Annotated in this window: 16 protein-coding genes, 1 tRNA gene and 1 pseudogene; 5 read left to right on the plus strand and 13 right to left on the minus strand. The window is 72.8% G+C overall.

The window, feature by feature from the left end:
• Positions 1–21: 21 nt before the first annotated feature.
• Positions 22–3,282 carry a formate dehydrogenase gene (fdh, locus tag ACZ7LV_RS17755; protein ID WP_471940305.1) on the plus strand — a complete coding sequence of 1,087 codons (3,261 nt, stop codon included), beginning with the start codon at positions 22–24 and terminating at the stop codon, positions 3,280–3,282.
• A 37-nt stretch (positions 3,283–3,319) separates the two neighbouring features.
• Here the strand turns inward: fdh and selD are convergent, their stop codons facing one another.
• Positions 3,320–4,342: a selenide, water dikinase SelD gene (gene selD, locus ACZ7LV_RS17760; RefSeq protein ID WP_471940307.1), complete on the minus strand. Its 1,023-nt coding sequence runs from the start codon at positions 4,340–4,342 to the stop codon at positions 3,320–3,322.
• A gap of 52 nt (positions 4,343–4,394) precedes the next feature.
• Between selD and ACZ7LV_RS17765 the strand changes: the two genes are divergently transcribed.
• A tRNA-Sec gene (locus ACZ7LV_RS17765) sits at positions 4,395–4,487 on the plus strand.
• 35 nt (positions 4,488–4,522) lie between these two features.
• On the opposite strand, the pseudogene ACZ7LV_RS17770 reads toward ACZ7LV_RS17765, so the two are convergent.
• The 5 genes and pseudogenes from ACZ7LV_RS17770 to ACZ7LV_RS17790 all read right to left on the minus strand — a co-directional run.
• Positions 4,523–6,292, minus strand: a pseudogene (locus ACZ7LV_RS17770) (SelB domain-containing protein); the annotation flags it as partial.
• Entirely contained in the window at positions 6,289–7,638 is a 1,350-nt protein-coding gene (gene selA, locus ACZ7LV_RS17775) for an L-seryl-tRNA(Sec) selenium transferase (RefSeq protein ID WP_471940494.1), read from the minus strand. The pseudogene ACZ7LV_RS17770 and the gene selA, both read right to left, overlap by 4 nt.
• A gap of 170 nt (positions 7,639–7,808) precedes the next feature.
• Entirely contained in the window at positions 7,809–8,378 is a 570-nt protein-coding gene (locus ACZ7LV_RS17780) for a DM13 domain-containing protein (RefSeq protein WP_471940308.1), read from the minus strand.
• Positions 8,379–8,482: 104 nt separating this feature from the next.
• Positions 8,483–9,220, minus strand: a complete 738-nt coding sequence (locus ACZ7LV_RS17785) for a flavodoxin family protein (RefSeq protein WP_471940310.1) — start codon at positions 9,218–9,220, stop codon at positions 8,483–8,485.
• 303 nt (positions 9,221–9,523) lie between these two features.
• Positions 9,524–9,811, minus strand: coding sequence for a DUF3040 domain-containing protein (locus tag ACZ7LV_RS17790; protein ID WP_471940311.1), 288 nt, complete (start codon positions 9,809–9,811; stop codon positions 9,524–9,526).
• Positions 9,812–10,049: 238 nt separating this feature from the next.
• On the opposite strand from ACZ7LV_RS17790, the gene ACZ7LV_RS17795 reads away from it, so the two are divergent.
• Positions 10,050–10,991 (plus strand): HAMP domain-containing sensor histidine kinase, encoded by a 942-nt coding sequence (locus ACZ7LV_RS17795; RefSeq protein WP_471940313.1) that lies wholly within the window; start codon positions 10,050–10,052, stop codon positions 10,989–10,991.
• A gap of 2 nt (positions 10,992–10,993) precedes the next feature.
• Positions 10,994–11,656 (plus strand): response regulator, encoded by a 663-nt coding sequence (locus ACZ7LV_RS17800; protein WP_401670488.1) that lies wholly within the window; start codon positions 10,994–10,996, stop codon positions 11,654–11,656.
• Positions 11,657–11,682: 26 nt separating this feature from the next.
• Here ACZ7LV_RS17800 and ACZ7LV_RS17805 read toward each other — a convergent pair whose 3' ends face one another.
• Both ACZ7LV_RS17805 and trxB read right to left on the minus strand, forming a co-directional pair.
• Positions 11,683–12,972 (minus strand): cation:proton antiporter, encoded by a 1,290-nt coding sequence (locus ACZ7LV_RS17805; RefSeq protein WP_471940314.1) that lies wholly within the window; start codon positions 12,970–12,972, stop codon positions 11,683–11,685.
• Between the two features lie 230 nt (positions 12,973–13,202).
• A complete protein-coding gene (gene trxB / locus ACZ7LV_RS17810; protein ID WP_471940315.1) occupies positions 13,203–14,207 on the minus strand; it encodes a thioredoxin-disulfide reductase in 1,005 nt (334 codons plus the stop codon).
• Positions 14,208–14,400: 193 nt separating this feature from the next.
• Here trxB and msrA point away from each other — a divergent pair, with 193 nt between their 5' ends.
• On the plus strand, positions 14,401–14,913 hold the full coding sequence (gene msrA / locus ACZ7LV_RS17815) for a peptide-methionine (S)-S-oxide reductase MsrA (protein WP_471940316.1): 513 nt from the start codon (positions 14,401–14,403) through the stop codon (positions 14,911–14,913).
• A gap of 96 nt (positions 14,914–15,009) precedes the next feature.
• Here msrA and ACZ7LV_RS17820 read toward each other — a convergent pair whose 3' ends face one another.
• The 5 genes from ACZ7LV_RS17820 to ACZ7LV_RS17840 all read right to left on the minus strand — a co-directional run bounded on the left by ACZ7LV_RS17820 (position 15,010) and on the right by ACZ7LV_RS17840 (position 18,345).
• On the minus strand, positions 15,010–15,915 hold the full coding sequence (locus tag ACZ7LV_RS17820; RefSeq protein ID WP_471940317.1) for an NAD(P)H-binding protein: 906 nt from the start codon (positions 15,913–15,915) through the stop codon (positions 15,010–15,012).
• An 89-nt stretch (positions 15,916–16,004) separates the two neighbouring features.
• Positions 16,005–16,652 (minus strand): RraA family protein, encoded by a 648-nt coding sequence (locus ACZ7LV_RS17825; RefSeq protein ID WP_471940318.1) that lies wholly within the window; start codon positions 16,650–16,652, stop codon positions 16,005–16,007.
• Positions 16,653–16,662: 10 nt separating this feature from the next.
• The gene (locus ACZ7LV_RS17830; protein ID WP_471940320.1) at positions 16,663–16,935 is read right to left on the minus strand and encodes a DUF6510 family protein; all 273 of its coding nucleotides are present in this window, start codon (positions 16,933–16,935) and stop codon (positions 16,663–16,665) included.
• 88 nt (positions 16,936–17,023) lie between these two features.
• Complete coding sequence (locus ACZ7LV_RS17835; RefSeq protein ID WP_471940321.1) at positions 17,024–17,776, minus strand: ferredoxin reductase; 753 nt, start codon at positions 17,774–17,776, stop codon at positions 17,024–17,026.
• Entirely contained in the window at positions 17,746–18,345 is a 600-nt protein-coding gene (locus ACZ7LV_RS17840; RefSeq protein WP_471940323.1) for a sulfite oxidase-like oxidoreductase, read from the minus strand. The genes ACZ7LV_RS17835 and ACZ7LV_RS17840 overlap by 31 nt, the downstream gene beginning before the upstream one ends.
• Positions 18,346–18,381: the final 36 nt, after the last annotated feature.

Genomic DNA, 18,381 nt, shown 5'->3' on the forward strand with positions numbered 1-18,381 from the left:
GCGGAGAAAGGGCGGACAGACATGGGCGTGCGCACATGGATCGACTCCTGGCCGGTCTACCGCCAGCTGAAGGGCACGGACCCGCTGGGCCGCGGTGCCGCCGCGAAGAGCGGCAGGAGCGCAACGCTCGCTCCCCGGGTGGCGTCGGCGGACCGCGTGGTCAAGTCCATCTGCCCGTACTGCGCCGTGGGCTGCGGCCAGAACGTGTACGTCCAGGACGAGCGGGTCACGCAGATCGAGGGTGACCCCGACTCGCCCATCTCCCGCGGCCGGCTGTGCCCCAAGGGCTCGGCGAGCCTCCAGCTGACCACCGGCGGCGCCCGCGAGCACCACGTCCTCCACCGGCGCCCGTACGGCACCGCGTGGGAACGCCTCGACCTCGACACGGCCATGGACATGATCGCCGACCGGGTCATCGAGGCGCGCCGGGCGGGCTGGCAGTGGGAGGTCGACGAGACCCGCACGCGGCGCACGCTCGGCATCGCCAGCCTGGGCGGGGCCACGCTGGACAACGAGGAGAACTACCTGATCAAGAAGTTGTTCACCGCGCTGGGTGCCGTGCAGATCGAGAACCAGGCGCGTGTTTGACACTCCTCCACCGTTCCCAGTCTGGGAACCACGTTCGGCCGCGGCGGCGCGACCACCTTCCAGCAGGACCTGCAGAACTCCGACTGCATCGTCATCCAGGGCTCGAACATGGCCGAGTGCCATCCGGTCGGGTTCCAGTGGGTGATGGAGGCGAAGGCCCGCGGCGCGAAGGTGATCCACGTCGACCCGCGCTTCACCCGGACCAGCGCGATGGCCGACGTCCACGTGCCGCTGCGCGCGGGCTCGGACATCGCCTTCCTCGGCGGGATCATCAACTACGTCCTGAGCAACGACAAGTACTTCCGTGACTACGTGGTGGCGTACACCAACGGTCCCGTCGTCCTGCGCGAGGACTTCCGCGACACCGAGGACCTCGACGGCGTCTTCTCCGGCCTCGACCCCGACACCCGCAGCTACGACAACACCACCTGGCAGTACGCCGGTACGGAGTACCAGTCGGCGTCGGGCGAGCGCGACCAGGAGTTCGCCGCGCGCACCGGCGACGGCAGCGCGGTGACGGAGGCGGCCCGCGGCGAGGCCCACGGCGCGGGCGGCGCCGACGTGGGCGAGGAGGAACCCGAACGCGACGAGACGCTCTCGCACCCGCGCTGCGTCTTCCAGGTCCTCAAGCGGCACTACGCCCGCTACACCCCGGAGATGGTCGAGGCCATCTGCGGCGTCCCGCAGCACCTGTTCCGTCAGGTGTGCGAACTGGTCACCGAGAACTCCGGACGGGACCGCACCACCGCGTTCGCCTACGCGGTCGGCTGGACGCAGCACACGGTGGGCGTCCAGTACATCCGCGGGGCCGCCGTGCTGCAGAGCCTGCTGGGCAACATCGGCCGGCCCGGCGGCGGCATCCTCGCGCTGCGCGGGCACGCCTCGATCCAGGGGTCGACGGACATCCCGACGCTGTTCAACCTGCTGCCCGGCTACATCCCGATGCCGCACGCCCACCACCAGCAGGACCTGGACGCCTTCGTGCGGGCGGACGCGGCCCGCAAGGGCTACTGGGGCAACATGCGGTCGTACCTGGTCAGCCTGCTCAAGGCGTACTGGGGCGAGGCCGCGACCGCGGAGAACGACTTCTGCTTCGACTACCTGCCGCGGCTGACCGGCTCGCACTCCACCTACGAGACGGTCATGGCGCAGCTGGACGGCACCTGCAAGGGCTACTTCCTGATGGGCGAGAACCCCTCGGTGGGGTCGGCGGACGGGAAGATGCAGCGGCTGGGCATGGCCAACCTGGACTGGCTCGTCGTGCGGGACTTCTCCCTGATCGAGTCGGCCACCTGGTGGCAGGACGGACCGGAGATCGAGACGGGTGAGCTGCGCACCGAGGACATCCGTACCGAGGTGTTCTTCCTGCCGGCCGCCGCGCACACCGAGAAGGACGGCAGCTTCACCAACACCCAGCGCCTGCTGCAGTGGCACCACCAGGCCGTGGAACCGCCCGGTGAGGCGCGCAGCGACCTGTGGTTCACCTATCACCTCGGACGGCTCGTGCGGCAGAAGCTCGCCGCCTCCACCGACGCCATGGACCGGCCCGTGCTGGACCTCGCCTGGGACTACCCGACGAAGGGCGAGATCGCCGAGCCGGACGCCGAGGCCGTCCTCGCCGAGATCAACGGCCATGACGCCGAGGGCAACCCGCTGTCCTCGTACGAGCAGTTGAGCGACGACGGCTCCACGGCCTGCGGCTGCTGGATCTACTGCGGTGTCTACGCCGACGGCGTCAACCAGGCCGCCCGCCGCAGGCCGGGCGAGGAGCAGAACTGGGTGGCGAACGAGTGGGGCTGGGCGTGGCCCGCCAACCGGCGCATCCTCTACAACCGCGCCTCGGCCGATCCCGACGGCAGGCCCTGGAGCGAGCGCAAGGCGCTGGTGTGGTGGGACGCGCAGCGGGGCGAGTGGACCGGCCACGACATCGCCGACTTCAAGAAGGACAAGTCCCCCGACCACCGGCCGCCGAAGGGCGCTACCGGTCCCGAGGGGCTGTCGGGCACCGACCCGTTCGTGATGCAGGGTGACGGCAAGGCCTGGCTGTACGTGCCCTCCGGGCTGACCGACGGCCCGCTGCCCACGCACTACGAGCCGCAGGACTCGCCGTTCCCGAACCTGCTGTACGGCCGGCAGCGCAACCCGGTTCGGCATCTGCTGCCGCCGCACCCGGACAACCGCTACCAGCCGAGCGGCGGTGAGCCCGGCTCGGACGTGTTCCCGTACGTGACCACCACCTACCGGCTCACCGAGCACCACACGGCGGGCGGCATGTCCCGGTGGCAGCCGTATCTGGCGGAGCTGCAACCGGAGTTCTTCTGCGAGGTCTCCCCCGAGCTCGCCGCCGAGCGCGGCCTGGAGCACACCGGCTGGGCGACGATCGTCAGTGCCCGGGGCGTGATCGAGGCCCGCGTGCTCGTCACGGACCGCGTGCCGCCCCTGATTGTGCACGGGCGTCCGCTGCACCAGGTGGGCCTTCCGTACCACTGGGGCACGAACGGCTACAGCACCGGGGACGCCGCGAACGAGTTGGTGCACATGGCGCTCGACCCGAACACGCACATCCAGGAGACCAAGGCGTTCGCCGTCGACATCAGGCCGGGGCGCCGGCCCCGGGGCCCGGCCGCCGTGGAGTTGGTGCGCGGCTACCGGGCGCGGGCCGGCATCGACGAGCGAACGGGCAGGGAGCTCTGAGGCACTTCTGCCGTCCGCCGTCCGCCGTTCTCCGTTCTCAGGCGAGGACGACGGAGTGCTCCCGCAGCGGGACGAGTTCTCCCACCACCGGTGCCCCGGGCACCTCTCCGGCCACCAGCAGACCGCCCGAGGTCTGCGCGTCGGCCAGGAGCAGCCGCGTGTCGTCGTCCGCGTTCCCGAAGTCCGTGAACGGCGCGACCCATTCCAGGTTGCGCCGGGTGCCGCCGCTGACGTAGCCGTCCCGGACCGCCTCCCACGCCCCGTCCAGATAGGGCACGGCGGCGGTGTCGACGACCGCGGTCACGCCCGAGGCGCGGGCCAGCTTGTGCAGGTGCCCGAGGAAGCCGAAGCCGGTCACGTCGGTCGCGCAGGTCGCGCCTGCCGCCAGGGCCGCGGCCGACGCGTCGCGGTTGAGCGCCACCATCGTGGCCACCGCCTGCTCGAAGCGCTCACCGGTGGCCTTGTGCCGGTTGTTCAGCACTCCCAGGCCCAGGGGCTTGGTCAACGACAGCGGCGTGCCCGGCCGGCCCGCGTCGTTGCGCAGCAGCCGCGCCGGATCGGCCAGGCCGGTGACGGCCATGCCGTACTTGGGTTCGGGGTCGTCGACGCTGTGTCCGCCGCCCACGTGACAGCCCGCCTCGGTGGCGATGTCGAGCCCGCCGCGCAGCACCTCGCGGGCCAGGTCGAAGGACAGGACGTCGCGCGGCCACGCCAGGAGGTTGACGGCGACGAGCGGACGGCCGCCCATCGCGTACACGTCGGAGAGCGCGTTGGCCGCGGCGATGCGTCCCCAGTCGTACGGGTCGTCCACGACGGGCGTGAAGAAGTCCGCCGTGGACACCACCGCCCCGGCCGAGGCACCGCCTCCGGCGGGCAGGGCGACGACGGCCGCGTCGTCCCCGGTGGCCAGCCCGACCAGGAGGGTGCCGTCGCTCGCGGTCGCCGGCCGGGCCAGCCCGCCGAGCACGGCCTCCAGTTCGCCGGGTGGGATCTTGCAGGCACAGCCGCCGCCATGGGCGTACTGGGTGAGGCGCACGGGTGTTTCACGTGTGGTGGTCATGCCGGGTCCTCCCGGTCGTCGGTGTGGCCCTCCGGTAGCCTGGGCGGGCGATGGAGGCGTGTGGGTGCCTGGTGGCCCTCCCGGTCTTCAAAACCGAGGTGTCCGAGGATCTCGGGCAGGCGGGTTCGATTCCCGTCCGCCTCCGCTCCCCGCGTCCGTACGGCAATGCCGGCGCTGATCGTCCACGCGTTCCGTGTGCCCTCGGGCGTCCAGGAACTCCAGCAGCGGGACGGCCACCCGGCGTGTGGTGTCGAGGGCCCGACGGGCCTCGCTCAGGGTGAACGGCTGCGGCAGGCGGCGCAGTACGGCGGCCGCGCGCACGTCCGCGTCGGGCAGCAGCACGATCCCTTCGCCGACCCGCAGCAGCGCGCCCGCCGCGACCGCTGCCGCCAGGGTCTTGCGGGTGAGCCCCAACTCGGCGAGGCGGCCCGCCTCCGGGGCGCGGAACGGCGCCCGCCCCAGCTCCTCCCGCAGGGCCTCGACGGCCGACCGGACGGGCGGCGGCAGCGTGGGCCGCAGGTCCCCGGGTCCGTACAGCCGTCCCTGGCTGCCGTGCAGTTTCCCGGACGTGCCGACGAGGGCGTCGACAAGGGCCCGGTCGGGCAGGCCGAGCAGCCGACGGGCCGCCTCGGTGGGCAGGCCGGGCTCCAGCGGGTGCTCGGCCGCATGGCGTTCGACCTCGGCCTCCAGGCGGTCCCGCAGTGCCGTCCAGTGGGCCGCGTCGGCCAGCCAGTCTCCGGCCACCGGCGCGGCGGGCGCCGGCACCCCCATCGCGGCCAGCTCGGAGCCGCGGACCAGCCGGCGCCGCCGCAGCTCCGCCACGCCGTCCGGTCGTCCGGTCATGTCCGCGAGCTCGGCGGCCCTGGCCCGGGCCGCTCCGCGCCGGGTCAGCCGGGGCGGTCGTACGTCGAGGACGGTCGCGGCGCACGCGATGCGCCGGCCGCCCGGTTCGCGCAGCACGGCGCGCTCGCCGACCCGCAGGGGAAGCGCGCGGTCCAAGGTCAGCCGGGCCGTGTCCGGGCCGAGCGGGCGCACGGTCACCGGCACCGCGGCGGTCCCGACGTGCAGGGTGAGCGCCCGGGGCAGGTCGTCCAGCGGCACCCCGCCGACCCGCACGTCGACCAGGCCGGTCAGCAGCCAGCGCTGCGGGGTCAGCAGCACCTGGCCGCGGTGCAGAAGGCCCTCGGCGGCACCGTGCACGTTGACCGCCACGCGCGCCACCCCGCTGACGGTGGCGACGTCCTCGTGCAGGCACTGCAGTCCGCGCACCCGGAGCGTGGTCGCGCCGTCCCCCAGCATCAGCCGGTCGCCGACGCGGAGGGTGCCCGCGCTCAGGGTGCCGGTGACGACCGTGCCGTGACCGCGCACGGTGAACGCGCGGTCCAGCCACAGCCGGACGTCCGCGGCGGCGGACGGGACGGGCAGCGCGTGGCCCAGCCGGACCAGTTCCCGGCGCAGCCGGTCCAGTCCGGCGCCGGTCACCGCGCTCACCGCGACGGACGGCACGGGGCCGAGGGAGGTCGCGGCCATGCGGGCGACGGCGTCCGCGCGCACGGGTTCGGGGTCCGCGAGGTCGCTGCGGCTCACCGCGAGCACGGCGTGCCGTACGCCGAGGGCGTCCAGGATCTCCAGGTGCTCCTGCGACTGCTGCTGCCAGCCCTGGTCGGCGGCGACGACGAACAGCACGGCGGGCACGGGTCCGACACCGGCCAGCATGGTGGCGACGAACCGTTCGTGTCCGGGTACGTCCACGAACGCGATGGGTTCCCCGCCCGGTCCTGCGGTGGCGCTCGTGCCGTCCGGGTCCGGGCGGGTCCACACGAAGCCGAGGTCGAGGGTGAGTCCCCGGCGCCGTTCCTCCTCGAAGCGGTCGGGTTCCATCCCGGTCAGCGCTCGTACGAGGGCGGACTTGCCATGGTCGACGTGCCCGGCGGTGGCCAGCACCTTCATCGCGCGCGTCCTTCCGTGGCCGGGTCCGGGACCGAGCGCACGGCCTCGGCCAGCCGCTCGTCGTCCTCGGGCGGCACCGCCCGCAGGTCGAGCAGGCAGCGGCCCGCCTCCAGCCGCCCGACCACGGGGACCGCGCCCGTCCGCAGCGCGGCCGCGTACCGCTCGGGCAGCGACAGCGCGGCGCTCGGCAACGTCACACCGGGGGCGCCGCCACCCCCCACCGTCGCGGTGCTCGCGACCGCCCGGACGTCGACGCCGTGGGCCGCGAGGGCCGTCGCGAGCCGCCCGGCACGGTCGAGGAGGTTCGCCGAGGTGGCGCCCAGTGCGGCGGCGGTCGGGGTTTCGGGCCCGGTCAGCGTGGCCTCCAGGGCGGCCAGGGTCAGCTTGTCCACGCGCAGCGCGCGGGCGAGCGGATGCCGGGAGACGCTCCGCACCAGGTCCTCGGAACCGAGGAGCAGTCCGCACTGCGGTCCGCCGAGCAGTTTGTCGCCGCTCGCGGTGACCAGCGACGCCCCGGCTCGCAGCTCGGACTCGGCGTCGGGCTCGTCCGGCAGCAGGGGGTGCGGCCGGAGCAGCCCGGAGCCGATGTCGACAACCACCGGGACGCCGAGATCCGTCAGCTGCCCGGCGTCGGCGGTGCGGGTGAAGCCGGTGATGCGGAAGTTGGAGGGGTGCACCTTCAGCACGAAGGCCGTCTCCGGGCCGACCGCGGCGGCGTAGTCGGCGACGGTGGTGCGGTTGGTGGTGCCCACCTCCCGCAGCCGGGCCCCGGTGGACACCAGCAGGTCCGGCAGGCGGAAGCCGTCCCCGATCTCCACCATCTCGCCCCGGCTGATGACGATCTCCTTGCCGCCGGCGAGCGCGGTGGCCACCAGGACGAGAGCGGCGGCGCCGTTGTTGACGACGTGCACCGCGGCGGCCGACGGCACCCGCTCGCACAGTGCGGCGAGCGCCGTCCGGCCGCGGCGGGCGCGCACACCGGTGCGCAGGTCCAGTTCGACGTCGGTGGGCCCGGCGGCCTCCTGCACCGCCCGGCGGGCCGCCGCGGACAGGGACGCCCGGCCGAGGTTGGTGTGCAGCACCACCCCGGTGGCGTTGACGACCGGCCGGAGCCCGCCGGCCGTGGACGGCAGCAGGGCGAGAGCCGTGTCCGCGACGGCCTCCGGCGGCACGGAGCCGTCCCGCGCCCGCTCCTGGGCCCGGCGGACGGCCGTCTTGACCACCTCCGCCCCGAGCCGGTCGGCCGCCTGCGCGAGGCGCGCCTCGCGCAGCAGCGCGTCGGTACGCGGAATCCGGCGGCGCACGTCCGCCGGGTCACGGCCGGTGCCGGCCGGGCCGGAACCGATGCCGCCGGTCTCCTTCGCGCTGCCGACCGGGGTTGCCGCCCGCTGGTCCACGCGGCCCCATCCTTCCGCTCGATCCCAGGGCTGCCGGGGAACGCCCATCCCACCCGAGTGCCCCGTGCCGCTGTCACGACACGCCCGGCCATGATGGCCGATCCGGCCCCCGGACGTCGTCAGGCGCGAGCCAGCTCGGCGGCGCCGAACGAGACGTCGAAGCGGTCGCACCAGATGCTCACGCTGCTGTAGCCCGCCGGGTCGACGTCCGGGGGAAGGACGTAGTTCTGGCTCCCCTTGTTCCCCTTGAGCGCACCGAGGCTGACGTACGCGCCGTCGTCGAAGACACGCCACCCGGCCGGTCCCCGCTTCACCGGCGCGTCGGTCAGCCAGACCCGCAGGTCAGGCCCGCTGCTGGTCGCCAGGTCCTCCAGCCGCAGGACGTGCGACCCGTCCGGCAGCCGTACGAGCTTCGCCGTGCCCGTCGTCTCGTGCTCGTGACTGATCAGCTCGCCGCTCGCGAGCGTGCGCGGACCGGGAGCCGGGGAGGGCTGCCCGGAGGACCCGGCCGGGGGCGCCCCGGCGGACGGTTCGGAGGTGACGACCCCTGGCAGGGCCTCGTCGACGGTCGTGTCCTGCCACAGCTTCCACGGCTGGAACCAGTAGAGCCCGAAGCCGGCTCCGCCGGTCGCCACCACCAGTACCGCGACGACCAACGGCCGGGTCAGTACCTCGCGCACGCGCGCCATCTCCGCCTCTTCTCCTGGGAGTTCGTCTGTTGCCCTCCCATTCAACGGAAGCGGGCCGCCGCGCCGTACGGCGCAGCCGATGACGAAATCCTTACGCCACGGCTTCAGCGGTGCTCGGGGTTGTCCGCCCCCGGCCGGCAGCCGGCGTCCCACTCCGAGCGCTGGTTGCCGTGGGCGGGAATGCCCCCGGCGCGTTTGATCATCGCCGCCAGGTGCATCAGGTTCCAGGTCATGAACACGGTGTTGCGATTGGTGAAGTCGTTCTCCGGGCCGCCGGAACCGGGGTCGAGGTAAGAGGGTCCGGGACCTGCCGCGCCGATCCAGCCCGCGTCGGCCTGCGGCGGGATGGTGTAGCCGAGGTGCTGGAGGCTGTAGAGGACGTTCATGGCGCAGTGCTTGACGCCGTCCTCGTTGCCGGTGATCAGGCATCCGCCGACGCGTCCGTAGTAGGCGTACTGGCCCTGGGAGTTCAGCAGGCTGGAGCAGCTGTACAGCCGTTCGACGACCTTCTTGGTGACCGAGCTGTTGTCGCCCAGCCAGATGGGCCCGGCCAGCACGAGGATGTCGGCGGCCAGCACCCGCTCGTACAGGGCCGGCCAGGCGTCGGTGGCGAAGCCGTGTTCGGTCATGTCGGGGTAGACGCCCGGCGCGAGGTCGTGGTCGACGGCCCGCACGACCTCCGTGGTCACCCCCACCGAGTCCATGACGGCCCGGCTCTTGTCGACCAGACCCTGGGTGTGACTGAGCTGGGGGGAGGGCTTCAGCGTGCAGTTGATGAAGAGGGCACGCAGGTCGTCGAAGCGGTGACCGTCCCCGGTGGACGGGGCGGACGGTGCTGCCATGGCGAACTCCGGGAGGGGGGCGAAGGGGGTCGGGGCGGGATGCCCACGGCAGCGTCTCGCGGAAGTCGCGCGCGGTGCGGGTGCGACGCACCGGCACACGGGTGTGGGGCACCGGGCGTCTTACGGAGTCGTGACAGGGCGGGACCGGCCCGCGGTACGGGGGTTTCTCCGCCTACGGTGGTCGCGTCAGGGAGTCGCGCGGACCGGCCGCGCGGATCCCGCGCCCCGGAACCGGTGGTGCCGCCCGTTGCAGGAAGCGGCCGCGGGCGGTGCCACCCCGGGACGAGCGCCGGGCCGCCGTTCTCAACGGGGCGGCCGGGGACGCCGTCCCGGGCGGGTGCGGTGGGGGTCGAACAGCTGGGCGCCGAAGCCGGCCAGGATCAGGCCCACCGCGATGAGCAGCCCGTCGGCCACGACCACGCCGGTCACCAGCACGGCCAGGGCGACACCGACCGTCCACCAGGCCCGGGTGCGCCGGTACTCGCGGGGCCGCACGGGGCGGCCGGTTCTCAGTGCGTGGGTGAAGCGCGGATCGTCACGCTCGGACCGTGCGGCGAGAGCCACCAGACGTTCGTCGTCGTACCGGGGCACGGCGCCTCCCTCCCGGGCTCTGCGGTCTTCGTCCGCACACCAGGCTTCCGCCTGGTGACCCCCGCCCACCATCGGCGCCGTCCCCCATCCCCCGGACCGGCGGGACCCCACGGGAGGCGGGGCCGACGCCTGCTGCGCATCGGAAAGGTGGGTGTCGCCACGGATGGCGGACCGTGAGGTCACCCCTCACGATGAAGCATGGCGGGCCGCCAGGACCAGAAGGAGGAGGCGATACGTCGTGCCCCTGTACTGGCGGATCTTCCTGCTGAACGGCGTCGTGCTCCTCGCGGCCACGGCCCTGCTGCTGGGCCCGGTGACCGTGTCCACCCCCGTCCTGCTCACCGAGGCCGCGGTCCTCACCGGCGGCCTGGCCGCCATGCTCGTCGCCAACTCCCTCCTGCTGCGGATCGGGCTGGCCCCGCTGGAGCGCCTCACCCGCGCCATGACCACCACCGACCTGCTGCGCCCCGGCCGCCGTCCGGCGGTCAGCGGCCACGGGGAGATCGCGGAGCTGATCACGGCCTTCCACACCATGCTCGACCGTCTGGAGGAGGAACGCGCCACCAGCAGCGCCCGTGCCCTGTCCGCCCAGGAGGCCGAACGGCACCGCGTCTCCCAGGAACTGCACGACGAGGTGGGCCAGACGCTCACCGCCATGCTGCTCGAACTCACACGCGTCGCGGGCGATGCCCCGCCCGCGGTGCGCGAGCAACTGCGCCAGGTGCAGGAGACCACCCGCGGCAGCCTGGAGGAGATCCGCCGGATCGCCCGCCGGCTGCGCCCCGGCGTCCTGGCCGAACTCGGCCTGACCGCCGCGCTGAAGGCTCTGACGACCGAGTTCACCCATCCCGGGCTGTCCGTCAGGCATCACCTGGACCCGGACCTGCCACCGCTCGGCCGCGACACCGAACTCGTGCTCTACCGCGTCGCCCAGGAGGGACTGACCAACACCGCCCGCCACGCCCGGGCCCGCCACGCCGAGCTCACCCTCCAACGCACCGCCTCGGGCGTCGAACTGCGCGTCCACGACGACGGAGGGGGCATCGGCGCCGCCCCCGAGGGCGCCGGCATCCGCGGCATGCGCGAACGCGCCCTGCTCATCGGCGCCCGGCTCTCCCTGGAGCCGGGCCGCGGCGGCGGCACCGACGTACGCCTCACCGTCCCCGACCGGAACAGTTGACCATGCCTGAAGCAGCCGCCCCCACCCGCATCCTGCTCGCCGACGACCACGCCCTGGTCCGGCGCGGGGTCCGTCTCATCCTCGACGGCGAACCCGACCTCACCGTCGTGGCCGAGGCCGACAACGGCGCCGAGGCGGTGGAACAGGCCCGGGCCCACCACCCCGACCTGGCCATCCTCGACATCGCCATGCCCCGCCTGACCGGTCTGCAGGCCGCCCGTGAACTGTCCCGCATCCAGCCGGACATGCGCATCCTCATCCTGACCATGTACGACAACGAGCAGTTCTTCTTCGAGGCCCTCGCCGTCGGCGCGTCCGGCTACGTCCTCAAGTCCGTCGCCGACCGGGACCTGGTCGAAGCGTGCCGCGCGACGATGCGTGGGGAATCGTTCCTCTATCCGGGCGCCGTCAACGCCCTGATCCGCAACTACCTCGACCGCCTCCGGGAGGGCCGCGCCCTGCCCGCCAAGGCGATCACCCACCGCGAGGAGGAGATCCTCAAGCTCGTCGCCGAGGGCCACACCTCGCAGGAGATCGCCGACCTGCTCGTCATCAGCCCCAAGACCGTGGAACGCCACCGCGCCAACCTGCTGCAGAAGCTCGGCCTGAAGGACCGCCTCGAACTCACCCGGTACGCGATCCGCGTCGGACTGATCGAACCCTGACCGCGGGTGCCGTCCCGGGTCTTCCCTCAGCGCTCGGCCTCGACGGGCCGCGCCGACGAGGCGGACGGAGCGGGAGCCGGGGGCGCGCCGTCGTCCTGCGGTGCCGTGCCCCGCGGCGGGCCCGTGTCACTCCCCCGGCCGGACGCGAAGGCGCTCGCGGACCGCAGTGCATGGGCGAGCAGGTGCGCGCGTCCGGCGACGACGGGGCCGAGGACGGCGAGGACGAGGACGTATCCGGCGATGAACGGCGCGAGACGGGCGTCGAGCCCCGCGCCGGCGGCCATCGCGGCCAGGATCAGAGCGAACTCGCCCCGGGCCACCAGCGTCGTGGCGATCTCGGCGGCGGTGTCGGTGCCGTAGCGGTACAGCCGGGCGACCAGGAGCCCCGCCGCGACGTTCATGGAGAGGGTCAGCGCCGCCGCGGCGGCGACCGGCACCGCGACGGACGCGAGGTCGCCGGGGTCGATGGCGAGTCCGAACGCGAAGAAGAAGATCGCCGCGAAGGCGTCGCGCAAGGGATGCACCAGCTCACGGATGCGCGGCCCCGAAGGTGTGCCGGCCAGGATCAGGCCCACCATGAACGCGCCGATGGCATCGGCGACACCGAGCACCTCGGAGACGCCCGCGACGAGGACGGCCGCGCCCAGGAAGCTGATGACCAGCAGCTCGTTGTCGCGGGTGACGATCAGCCGGCCGGCCAGCCGGGTGCCGTAGCGGGCGGCGGCGGCCAGCACCAGCAGGAACGCGAACGCCTTGGCCCCTTGGAGGACCATCTCGGTGACGCCTTGCGCACCGCTGATGACGGGCTGGAGGGCGGCCAGGTACAGGGCGAGGAAGATGTCCTCCACCACGATGACGCCCAGGATCAGGCGGGTCTCCGGGCGGCCGAGCCGCCCCAGGTCGATCAGGATCTTCGTGACGATCGCCGACGAGGAGATCCCGAGGACACCGGCGAGCACCAGCGCCTCCCGCACGCCCCATCCCAGGGCGAACCCGAACCCGAGTCCGGCACCGACGTTCAGCAGGAGGTAGACACCGCCCGCGGTCAGCAGCCGTTTCCCCCCGTTCCTGAGGTCGTCGAGATGGAACTCCAGGCCCAGGTAGAACAGCAGCAGGACCAGTCCGAGCGCGGAGAGCATCTCGAAGTCGTGCGCGTCCTCGACGAGGACGAGGCCGGGTGTGTGGGGGCCGAGCAGGATGCCGGCGAGCATGAACAGCGGAATGGTCGGCAGTCCGATCCTGCCGCCGAGACGGGCGAGGAAGGCGGCGGCCAGGAAGGCGCCGCCCATGGCGAGCAAGGTGTCAGCATGTCCCACGGGTCACCCCCTTCGGCCACGCGCCGGGTCGGTCGTTCCTGGACGGACAGGGGTGGATACGTCCTCCTTCGTCGTACGCCCGGCCACCGCTCTCGAGGCGGAGCCGTACGGCGGCCCTGGGCGCGGCGTGGCTCCACGCTCGCAGGTGCCGGGGCGGGGGCACCATCGGTGACGGCCCCCAGATTCGCAGGTGGGCGCCACCCACTACCCCGAGAGCGGCGGCGCCGGGGTCAGTGCGCGAGCTCGGCCACGGCCACGGCCTCCAGGCGGGCCTCGTCCGGGGACAGGCAGTCGTCCAGCGCGGTGAGGTACCGCTCGGCGTCCAGGGCCGCCGCGCAGCCGGTCCCGGCGGCGGTGACGGCCTGCCGGTAGTCGTGGTCGACGACGTCGCCGCAGGCGAACACGCCGTTGAGGTTGGTGCGCGTGGACCGGCCTTCCACGGCCACGTATCCGGCGTGGTCCAGGGAGACCTGGTCCCGGACCAGGTCGACCCGCGGATCGTGTCCGATGGCGATGAACACCCCGGTCACGGGCATGTCGGTGTCCTGGCCGGTGTTCACGTCACGGATGCGCACACCGGTGACCCTGTCCTCGCCCAGGACGTCGACCACCTCGTGGTTCCACAGGAAGCGGATCTTCTCGTTGCGTCGTGTCCGCTCCTGCATGATCTTCGAGGCGCGCAGCCGGTCGCGGCGGTGCACCACGGTGACGGTGCGGGCGAACTTCGTGAGGAAGTCGGCCTCCTCCAGCGCGGAGTCGCCGCCGCCCACGACCACGACGTCCTGGTCGCGGTAGAAGAAGCCGTCGCAGGTGGCGCACCAGCTCACCCCGCGCCCCGACAGCCGCTTCTCGTTGGCGAGCCCCAGCTCGCGGTAGCTGGATCCGGTGGCGAGGACGACCGCCTTGGCCCGGTGGACGACTCCCGCGCTGTCGACGACCTCCTTGACGTCCTGGTCGAGCCGGGCCTCCACGATGTCGTCGGGGACCATCTCGGCGCCGAACCGCTCCGCCTGCGTTCTCATCCTCTCCATCAGATCCGGCCCCAGCACCGCCTCGGGGAACCCGGGGAAGTTCTCCACGTCGGTGGTGTTCATGAGCGCGCCGCCCGCGGAGACGGACCCCTCGAACACCAGCGGGCGCAGCAGTGCGCGGGCGCAGTAGAGCGCGGCGGTGTAGCCGGCCGGCCCGGAGCCGACGACGATCACTTGCCGGACGGTCTCATCCACCTTGATCACCTACCAGAGCCTGGGGAGGGGGAACGCGACCAGCCGGCAGCCGCCTCGCGGAGCCGGACGCGGTCCCGGCAACGGACGACTCCACCATGCGCTCGTGCGAGGGGGTGCGCATCCCGTCGGCGAAACCCCGCGGTTCCGTCGCCGTAGGCTGGGGCTGAGGCGTAGCAGCGACGACATCACGCGGAGGACCGAGATGACTGGACAGGCGCAGAGAGCCGTTCTCGCAGGTGGGTGCTTCTGGGGCATGCAGGACCTGATCCGGCGGCTTCCCGGGGTGCTGTCGACCCGCGTCGGCTACACGGGCGGAGACGTGCCGAACGCCACGTACCGCAACCACGGCACGCACGCCGAGGCGATCGAGATCACCTACGACCCCGAGCAGACCGACTACCGAGCGCTTCTGGAGTTCTTCTTCCAGATACACGACCCCACGACGAAGAACCGCCAGGGCAACGACATCGGCCTCAGCTACCGCTCGGCGATCTACTACGTGGACGCGGAGCAGAAGGCGACGGCGGAGGACACCATCGCCGACGTCGAGGCCTCGGGGCTGTGGCCGGGCAAGGTCGTCACGGAGGTGGAGCCGGTCGGCCCCTTCTGGGAGGCCGAGCCCGAGCACCAGGACTACCTGGAGCGCTATCCCGAGGGATACACCTGCCACTTCGTCCGTCCGGGCTGGCGGCTCCCCGCCCGCGCCAAGGACTGACGGACCAGCGGTGCCCGGGCGGCCCTGTCCTGCCGTTCGCCGCGGATCGGGCCGGCCGCGCGGGCACCAGGTCCCGGACCGGCCGGTCCCGGCGGCCTACCCCGTGTAGAAGTCCCGGCGCGCGGCGACGAACACCTCGACCGACTGGGCCGGGATGCCCGTGACGCCTTCGACGTCGCGGGTGGCGCGGTCGTAGCGGTTCTCGCGGTGCAGCCGGGCCATGGTGAGGATGTGCTCCTCGGTGTGCGGGGGCAGGCCCACCTTGGCGAGCACCTCGGCCCGCCACTGGTCCGGGGGCATGTCCACGTAGGACACCGGACGCCCGAGGGCCCGGGAGAACTCCTCCGCCATCGCGGTCATGTCCATGGCGCGGGGGCCGGTCAGTTCGTAGACGTGGCCGATGTGCGCGGCGGGCTCGCGCAGCACGGTGGAGACGACCCGGGCCACGTCGGCCACCGCGACCGGGGAGGTGCGGCCGGCGCCGAAGGGCAGCGCGATGGTGCCGTTCTCGCGGATCGACAGGGCGGGCAGCGCGGTGAAGAGCGGGTTGTCCAAGAAGGCCGTGGGCCGGACGTGCACGACCGGCAGACCCGACCAGTCGAGCACCTGCTCGGCCAGCCAGTGCAGCCGCTGCTGATGCGACTCGGCGGTGCTGGTGGCGGTCATCTGCGACACCGTCATCTGCGACATGCCGACCAGCCCGTCCAGCTGCCCGTATTCGCGGGCCACGCTGGCCACGACGGTCGCCGCCAGCAGATGGTCCGGCGACACCGGCATCGCGAAGTACATCCGCGCGACACCCTCCAGCGCGGGCGCGACCTTCTCGGGCCGGGTCAGATCCCCCACGACGATCTCCGCGCCGAGTGCGCGCAGCTCGTCCGCGCGCTCGTCGTCACGTCGCACCATGGCGCGCACCGGCACGCCCTGGGCACGCAGATTCTCCAGGACCGCCCGGCCGACGCCGCCGGTGTGGGCGATGAGTACGAGATTGCTGGTCACCATGGCTCGATCTTCCCCTGGGTGGCGCGCTCCGCGCGCGTTCCCACGCCCGCGGGGGGCCGCCGTACGGACCCGTGATCGTGGCGCGGCGGTCAGGGACGGGCGGGGGCGTCGGGGTCGACGTCGTCGACGAAGGCCTCCTCGGTCCGGGCGATGCGGCCGGCTTCCTCGAACACCTCGACGACCTGCGCGGCGGGGACGACGACCGCGCCGGAGACGTCCGCGAAGACCCAGTCGCCCGGGCGGACCGCCACGCCGGCCACGACGACGGGCCGGTCGGTCTCGTACGGCGTCACCACGTCGCCGCCCCACTTCGCGGTCTGTCCCCGGCAGTAGACCGCGAAGTCGTGGGTCGCGAGTTCGACGAAGTCCCGCAGTCGGCCGTCGGCCAGCACCCCGGCGAGACCGTGCGCGGCGACGAGCGAGAGCTTCGATCCCCCTCCCAGCGACACGTCGGGATGCCCGTTGCCGGCCAGGACCAGCACCCTCCCCTCGGCGCCGTCCTCGACGGCTTCGGAGAGGAGACGGGTGAAGGTGTGGTGCTCCGCCGGAAGTGCCTTCTCGCACGAGGGGAAGTACGACATCGTCAGCGCGGGTCCCAGAAGGACGCGGCCCGGCGTCGGACTCACCAGGTCGTCGATGTGGCACCGGTGACGGTGCATCCGCCCCATGGCGTCGACGACGTCGGGGGTGCGCACGCGCGAGGCGAGCTCTTGCAGGCGGTCGGTGTTGTCTGCCATGAGGTCTGCCTCACGCCGGTGTCGGGATCCTGAGGTGCGCCAGTCCGCCGGCGTCGAGCCAGGTGTCGGAGGGCGTGCGGACCAGGCGCATCAGGACGCCCTCGCAGCCGGGACAGCGCAGCACGGTCCCGGGGCCGTCCAGGTAGGCGTGCGTCTGGGCGAGCAGCATCTGTTCGCCGCAGCCGCGGCAGCGTCCGGAGGCCATGGTCATGTCGGTCCCGAACAGGGTCTGCAGATCCCCCGCGGCGGCGTTGCCGTCCAGGAAGCCGGGCATCTGGGTCATGGGATTCAGCTCCCTCGGGTCGTGACGACGTACCGGGGTACGTCGGCTCGTCTGCTCGCTTGCTCGCTGCGGCCCGATCCGGGCAGACCTAGCCGCTGGGTCCGAACCGCTCCGTGCGGATGCGGCCGGGATGGTGGCCGAGTGCCACCAGCAGTCCGGCGGCCCGTTCCACGAAGCCGGTGGAGCCGCAGACGTAGCAGGTGGGTTCGAAGTCCGGTGGCCATCCCGCGGTGGACAGGTCCGAGGCGGTGACATGGCCGAGGGGCCGCGGCCAGTCCGGTGGGGTGGCGCGGGTGTAGAGATACGTCTTGTCCAGGCCCGGGTCGTCCTGCCGCAACTCCGGGACGAACAGCCGGTACTCGGGGCTGCGCACGGAGTGCACCAACCGGAAGGGCGTACGGCTGCCGACGGCGCGGCGTGTGCGGATCATCGCCATCAGCGGCACCAGGCCGGAGCCGCCGCCGACGAGCAGGACCGGCTCCGTCTGCTCGGGCCGCCACACGAACCAGCCGCCGATCGGGCCGCGCAGCTCCACCGGACCGCCCACGGCGAGGACCTCCGTCAGATACGGCGAGACCTCTCCGTCCTCGACACACTGGACGGTCAGCTCGACACTGTCCCCGTCGGTCGCGGACGCCAGCGAGTAGCTGCGCTGGGTGCTGTAGCCGTCCTCCGCCGTGAGGCGCAGGTCGACATGCTGCCCGGCCAGGTGGCCCGGCCAGTCCGGCACGTCGAGGACGAGTGTGTGGGCCACCTCGGACTCGGCGCGCCGATCGGTGAGACGGGCCGTCTTCCAGCGCAGCCGGTCACCTAGTCGCCTTGATACCGCTGCTCCCGCCATGGGTCCCCATAGTTGTGGTAGCCGACGCTCTCCCAGAAGCCGCGCTCCTCCTCGTCGAGCAGCTGGATGCCGCGCACCCACTTCGCGGACTTCCAGAAGTACAGGTGCGGGACCAGCAGCCGGGCGGGGCCGCCGTGCTCCGCCGGGAGTTCGTAGCCGTCGAAGCGGTACGCGATCCACGCCTGCCCGTCGAGGAGGTCCTCCAGGGGCAGGTTGGTGGTGTAGTCGCCGTAGGAGTGCACGAGCGCGTAGTCGGCGCCGGTCTCCACGTCCTCCAGCAGCAGGTCCAGGGAGACCCCCTGCCATTGCGTGTCGAACTTGGACCACTTGGTGACGCAGTGGATGTCGACGGTCGGCGTCTGGCTGGGCAACGCCAGCAACTGTGCCCAGTTCCAGCTGTGCCGTGCGCCGGTCTCCGTGCGGATGGTGAACTCCCACGCGTCGAGGTCCACCGCGGGGGTCGGTCCCGCCGACAGCACGGGAAATCCTTCGGTCTCGTACTGTCCTGGCGGCAGTTTGTGTCGCGCATCGCGCGCTCGACCGTGGAATCCGGGTGAGATGATCGGCATGGCGCGCCCCCATTCCCGCGATCTGCGCGCACTCGA

It is taken from the genome of Streptomyces sp. NPDC107562, assembly GCF_055657325.1.

What these genes read in the sequence shown, in the direction of transcription:
- selD (WP_471940307.1), bottom strand. Translation starts at nt 4,342, where the DNA reads ATGACCACCACACGTGAAACACCCGTGCGCCTCACCCAGTACGCCCAT.
- ACZ7LV_RS17780 (WP_471940308.1), bottom strand. Translation starts at nt 8,378, where the DNA reads ATGGCGCGCGTGCGCGAGGTACTGACCCGGCCGTTGGTCGTCGCGGTA.
- ACZ7LV_RS17785 (WP_471940310.1), bottom strand. Translation starts at nt 9,220, where the DNA reads ATGGCAGCACCGTCCGCCCCGTCCACCGGGGACGGTCACCGCTTCGAC.
- ACZ7LV_RS17800 (WP_401670488.1), top strand. Translation starts at nt 10,994, where the DNA reads ATGCCTGAAGCAGCCGCCCCCACCCGCATCCTGCTCGCCGACGACCAC.
- msrA (WP_471940316.1), top strand. Translation starts at nt 14,401, where the DNA reads ATGACTGGACAGGCGCAGAGAGCCGTTCTCGCAGGTGGGTGCTTCTGG.
- ACZ7LV_RS17820 (WP_471940317.1), bottom strand. Translation starts at nt 15,915, where the DNA reads ATGGTGACCAGCAATCTCGTACTCATCGCCCACACCGGCGGCGTCGGC.
- ACZ7LV_RS17825 (WP_471940318.1), bottom strand. Translation starts at nt 16,652, where the DNA reads ATGGCAGACAACACCGACCGCCTGCAAGAGCTCGCCTCGCGCGTGCGC.
- ACZ7LV_RS17830 (WP_471940320.1), bottom strand. Translation starts at nt 16,935, where the DNA reads ATGACCCAGATGCCCGGCTTCCTGGACGGCAACGCCGCCGCGGGGGAT.
- ACZ7LV_RS17835 (WP_471940321.1), bottom strand. Translation starts at nt 17,776, where the DNA reads ATGGCGGGAGCAGCGGTATCAAGGCGACTAGGTGACCGGCTGCGCTGG.
- ACZ7LV_RS17840 (WP_471940323.1), bottom strand. Translation starts at nt 18,345, where the DNA reads ATGCCGATCATCTCACCCGGATTCCACGGTCGAGCGCGCGATGCGCGA.